The organism is Rhodanobacter sp. A1T4 (assembly GCF_014207185.1).
Classification (GTDB): Bacteria; Pseudomonadota; Gammaproteobacteria; order Xanthomonadales; family Rhodanobacteraceae; genus Rhodanobacter.
The window spans coordinates 1-5,532 of record NZ_JACHCP010000023.1 but is presented as its reverse complement, the minus strand read 5'-3'; the positions used below and the strand labels follow the sequence as shown (position 1 = coordinate 5,532).

2 tRNA genes and 3 rRNA genes are annotated in these 5,532 nt (G+C 54.0%); all 5 read right to left on the bottom strand.

Going from position 1 to position 5,532, the window contains the following annotated elements:
- Nucleotides 1-54: 54 nt before the first annotated feature.
- The 5 genes from rrf to HDE80_RS21930 all read right to left on the bottom strand — a co-directional run bounded on the left by rrf (nucleotide 55) and on the right by HDE80_RS21930 (nucleotide 5,271).
- A 5S ribosomal RNA gene (rrf, locus tag HDE80_RS21950) occupies nucleotides 55-168 on the bottom strand.
- Between the two features lie 187 nt (nucleotides 169-355).
- A 23S ribosomal RNA gene (locus HDE80_RS21945) occupies nucleotides 356-3,237 on the bottom strand.
- 209 nt (nucleotides 3,238-3,446) lie between these two features.
- Nucleotides 3,447-3,522: transfer RNA gene (locus HDE80_RS21940), tRNA-Ala, on the bottom strand.
- 17 nt (nucleotides 3,523-3,539) lie between these two features.
- Nucleotides 3,540-3,616 (bottom strand) — tRNA-Ile (locus tag HDE80_RS21935).
- 110 nt (nucleotides 3,617-3,726) lie between these two features.
- Nucleotides 3,727-5,271, bottom strand: a 16S ribosomal RNA gene (locus HDE80_RS21930).
- Together the 16S, 23S and 5S rRNA genes with 2 tRNA genes alongside form the textbook arrangement of a ribosomal RNA operon.
- Nucleotides 5,272-5,532 lie beyond the last annotated feature (261 nt).

Below are 5,532 nucleotides of genomic sequence, written 5' to 3'. Positions count from 1 at the left end.
CGCGCAAAAAGAAAAACCCCCACCGTTTCCGGTGAGGGTTGTTCAGTGTAAGGCCCCTGGCGGTGACCTACTCTTGCATGGCAAAGCCACACTACCATCGGCGCATGCGCGTTTCACTTCTGAGTTCGGGATGGGATCAGGTGGTACCACGCCGCTATGGCCGCCAGGGAAGGGGTGGGAGCAGCGCTTTTTAAGCGCCAGCTCCGCGTTTTTGAGAGTCCGGCCCTGGATGGCCGGTTTTTGCTCTCTCGTGAGACGGATCTCACGTGGGATAAGGGTGTAAACGAGTGACAAGCGTCGAGGTGAAATCGGATCAGACAAGCTTCAAGGAACGATAGAAGCGTCTTGGGGTTATATGGCCAAGCCTCACGGCTCATTAGTATCAGTTAGCTCCATGCATTGCTGCACTTCCACACCTGACCTATCAACCACCTGGTCTTGATGGTGCCTTAAGGAGAGTCAAGCTCTCGGGAGATCTCATCTTGGGGCGTGCTTCCCGCTTAGATGCTTTCAGCGGTTATCACTTCCGTTCATAGCTACCGGGCAATGCCATTGGCATGACAACCCGAACACCAGCGGAACGTCCACTCCGGTCCTCTCGTACTAGGAGCAGCCCCCCTCAAATCTCCAACGCCCACGACAGATAGGGACCGAACTGTCTCACGACGTTCTGAACCCAGCTCGCGTACCACTTTAAATGGCGAACAGCCATACCCTTGGGACCGGCTACAGCCCCAGGATGTGATGAGCCGACATCGAGGTGCCAAACACCGCCGTCGATATGAACTCTTGGGCGGTATCAGCCTGTTATCCCCGGAGTACCTTTTATCCGTTGAGCGATGGCCCTTCCATACAGAACCACCGGATCACTATGACCTACTTTCGTACCTGCTTGATCCGTCGATCTCGCAGTCAAGCACGCTTATGCCATTGCACACAGTGCGCGATGTCCGACCGCGCTGAGCGTACCTTCGTGCTCCTCCGTTACTCTTTGGGAGGAGACCGCCCCAGTCAAACTACCCACCATACACGGTCCCTGACCCGGATTACGGGCCTAGGTTAGAACGTCAAGCACTTCAGGGTGGTATTTCAAGGTTGGCTCCACGCAAACTGGCGTCTGCGCTTCAAAGCCTCCCACCTATCCTACACAGAAGAACTCAACGTTCAGTGTAAAGCTATAGTAAAGGTTCACGGGGTCTTTCCGTCTTGCCGCGGGAACGCTGCATCTTCACAGCGAATTCAATTTCACTGAGTCTCGGGTGGAGACAGCGCCGCTGTCGTTACGCCATTCGTGCAGGTCGGAACTTACCCGACAAGGAATTTCGCTACCTTAGGACCGTTATAGTTACGGCCGCCGTTTACTGGGGCTTCGATCAAGAGCTTCGCCTTGCGGCTGACCCCATCAATTAACCTTCCAGCACCGGGCAGGCGTCACACCCTATACGTCCACTTTCGTGTTTGCAGAGTGCTGTGTTTTTGATAAACAGTCGCAGCGGCCAGGTTACTGCGACCCTTCAACGCTCAGTCACGCATGTGACCACGCTAAAGGGCGCACCTTCTCCCGAAGTTACGGTGCCATTTTGCCTAGTTCCTTCACCCGAGTTCTCTCAAGCGCCTTGGGATTCTCACCCTGCCTACCAGTGTCGGTTTGCGGTACGGTTCTTCTATAGCTGAAGCTTAGTGGCTTTTCCTGGAAGCGTGGTGTCAGTCACTTCGCCCAATAGGGCTCGTCTCGGTGCTCGGCATAAAGGGTCCCGGATTTGCCTAAGACCCATGCCTACCGCCTTTCCCCGGGACAACCAACGCCCGGTAGACCTAACCTTCTCCGTCCCCACATCGCACTATAGAAAAGTGCAGGAATATTAACCTGCTTCCCATCGACTACGCATTTCTGCCTCGCCTTAGGGGCCGACTCACCCTGCGCCGATGAACGTTGCGCGAGGAAACCTTGGGCTTTCGGCGTGGGGGCTTTTCACCCCCATTATCGTTACTCATGTCAGCATTCGCACTTCCGATACCTCCAGCAGACTTTACAATCCACCTTCACAGGCTTACGGAACGCTCCTCTACCGCGTACACATAAATGTGCACACCCCGAGCTTCGGTGCATGGCTTAGCCCCGTTAAATCTTCCGCGCAGACCGACTCGACCAGTGAGCTATTACGCTTTCTTTAAAGGATGGCTGCTTCTAAGCCAACCTCCTGGCTGTCTATGCCTTTCCACATCGTTTTCCACTTAGCCATGACTTTGGGACCTTAGCTGCGGGTCTGGGTTGTTTCCCTTTTCACGACGGACGTTAGCACCCGCCGTGTGTCTCCCGTGTAGTACGTGTTGGTATTCGGAGTTTGCCATGGTTTGGTAAGTCGCGATGACCCCCTAGCCATAACAGTGCTCTACCCCCAACAGTATTCGCACGAGGCGCTACCTAAATAGCTTTCGAGGAGAACCAGCTATCTCCGAGTTTGTTTAGCCTTTCACTCCTATCCTCAGCTCATCCCCATCTATTGCAACAGATGTGGGTTCGGTCCTCCAGTGCGTGTTACCGCACCTTCAACCTGGCCAAGGATAGATCACTCGGTTTCGGGTCTACTGCCTGAGACTATGCGCCCTATTCAGACTCGATTTCTCTTCGCCTCCCCTATACGGTTAAGCTTGCCACAGACAGTAAGTCGCTGACCCATTATACAAAAGGTACGCAGTCACCCTTGCGGGCTTCCACTGCTTGTACGTATACGGTTTCAGGGTCTATTTCACTCCCCTCTCCGGGGTTCTTTTCGCCTTTCCCTCACGGTACTAGTTCGCTATCGGTCAGTCAGTAGTATTTAGCCTTGGAGGATGGTCCCCCCATGTTCAGACAAGGTTTCACGTGCCCCGCCTTACTCAATTTCACACAAAATGTCTTTTCGTCGACTGGGCTATCACCATCTATGGCCGGGCTTTCCATCCCGTTTGACTAAAACATAATGTGCTTTTGGGCTAGTCCCCGTTCGCTCGTCGCTACTCAGGGAATCTCGGTTGATTTCTTTTCCTCCGGGTACTTAGATATTTCAGTTCCCCGGGTTCGCCCTGCATGGCTATGTATTCACCATGCAGTACTCCTTGCGGAGTGGGTTTCCCCATTCGGACATTGCCGGATCAAAGCTTGTTGCCAGCTCCCCGACACTTTTCGCAGGCTGCCACGTCCTTCATCGCCTCTGACTGCCAAGGCATCCACCGTATACGCTTAGTCGCTTGACCATATAACCCCAAGTCGCCTCGGGGCATACACCCTCTTCAGGTGCAGCCAAGTACTTCGTTTTCGTTGCCTTAACACTTATCTCGGTTCGGTTTCGAACCAAGACGCTTGTCACTCGTTTACAGTTTTTCAAAGAACGTCAGTCCGGCCTCAACGCCGAATGACTTCAAAATCTTGAGGTGTGCTTATATTTTACGCGTTGGTCATTCCATGGTGGAGCCTGTCGGGATCGAACCGACGACCCCCTGCTTGCAAAGCAGGTGCTCTCCCAGCTGAGCTAAGGCCCCAAGGAATCCTTGGAATATGGTGGGTCTGGGTGGACTCGAACCACCGGCCTCACCCTTATCAGGGGTGCGCTCTAACCACCTGAGCTACAGACCCGGTGAGACTGAACCCCAGAACCTAGACCAGGCGACCTGGAACAACTACGTAAAATACAGGTGCCTTGTGTGGACGTCTTGCGCGAGAGAGCTCGCGACCGTCATTTCTTGAAAGGAGGTGATCCAGCCGCACCTTCCGATACGGCTACCTTGTTACGACTTCACCCCAGTCATGAACCACTCCGTGGTCGTCGTCCCCCTTGCGGTTAGACTAACGGCTTCTGGAGCAACTCACTCCCATGGTGTGACGGGCGGTGTGTACAAGGCCCGGGAACGTATTCACCGCGGCATAGCTGATCCGCGATTACTAGCGATTCCGACTTCACGAAGTCGAGTTGCAGACTTCGATCCGGACTGGGATCGGCTTTCTGGGATTGGCTCCACCTCGCGGTATCGCAACCCTCTGTACCGACCATTGTAGTACGTGTGTAGCCCTGGCCGTAAGGGCCATGATGACTTGACGTCATCCCCACCTTCCTCCGGTTTGTCACCGGCAGTCTCCTTAGAGTTCCCGACATTACTCGCTGGCAACTAAGGACAAGGGTTGCGCTCGTTGCGGGACTTAACCCAACATCTCACGACACGAGCTGACGACAGCCATGCAGCACCTGTGTTCTGATTCCCGAAGGCACTCCCGCATCTCTGCAGGATTCCAGACATGTCAAGGCCAGGTAAGGTTCTTCGCGTTGCATCGAATTAAACCACATACTCCACCGCTTGTGCGGGCCCCCGTCAATTCCTTTGAGTTTCAGTCTTGCGACCGTACTCCCCAGGCGGCGAACTTAACGCGTTAGCTTCGACACTGATCTCCGAGTTGAGACCAACATCCAGTTCGCATCGTTTAGGGCGTGGACTACCAGGGTATCTAATCCTGTTTGCTCCCCACGCTTTCGTGCTTCAGCGTCAGTGTTGTCCCAGATGGCCGCCTTCGCCACTGATGTTCCTTCCGATCTCTACGCATTTCACCGCTACACCGGAAATTCCACCATCCTCTGACACACTCTAGCCAGCCAGTATCCATCGCCATTCCCAGGTTGAGCCCGGGGATTTCACGACAGACTTAACTAACCGCCTACGCACCCTTTACGCCCAGTAATTCCGATTAACGCTTGCACCCTTCGTATTACCGCGGCTGCTGGCACGAAGTTAGCCGGTGCTTATTCCTCGGGTACCGTCAGCCCCACCGGTTATTAACCGATAGTATTTCGCTCCCGATAAAAGTGCTTTACAACCCGAAGGCCTTCTTCACACACGCGGCATTGCTGGATCAGGCTTGCGCCCATTGTCCAATATTCCCCACTGCTGCCTCCCGTAGGAGTCTGGACCGTGTCTCAGTTCCAGTGTGGCTGATCATCCTCTCAGACCAGCTATCGATCGTCGCCTTGGTGAGCCATTACCTCACCAACTAGCTAATCGAACATCGGTCCGTCTGACCGCGCGAGGTCCGAAGATCCCCCGCTTTCTCCCGTAGGACGTATGCGGTATTAGCGTAAGTTTCCCTACGTTATCCCCCACGTTCAGGTAGGTCCCGATGCATTACTCACCCGTCCGCCACTCGCCACCCACAGAGCAAGCTCTGCTGTGCTGCCGTTCGACTTGCATGTGTTAGGCATGCCGCCAGCGTTCAATCTGAGCCAGGATCAAACTCTTCACTTAAGTTTTCGACTGTCCGAAGACAATCTATCTTTCTGAAGCGTTAGTCCCAACAAAATCAAAACTCATTACTGACTTTTTCTTTCATTGGACGCTTGCATTTGTTGGACAGGTCGTAACCCTCCATCGCAAGACGTCCACACAATTCACCTGCGCACACTGTCAAAGATCAACCACTTGCAACCGATTCCTCGTGTTGCGTCCCGAACGTTTCGTCCGAGGTGAGCCGCCCATTCTATATCGTTTTTTGTGGCCGTCAACACC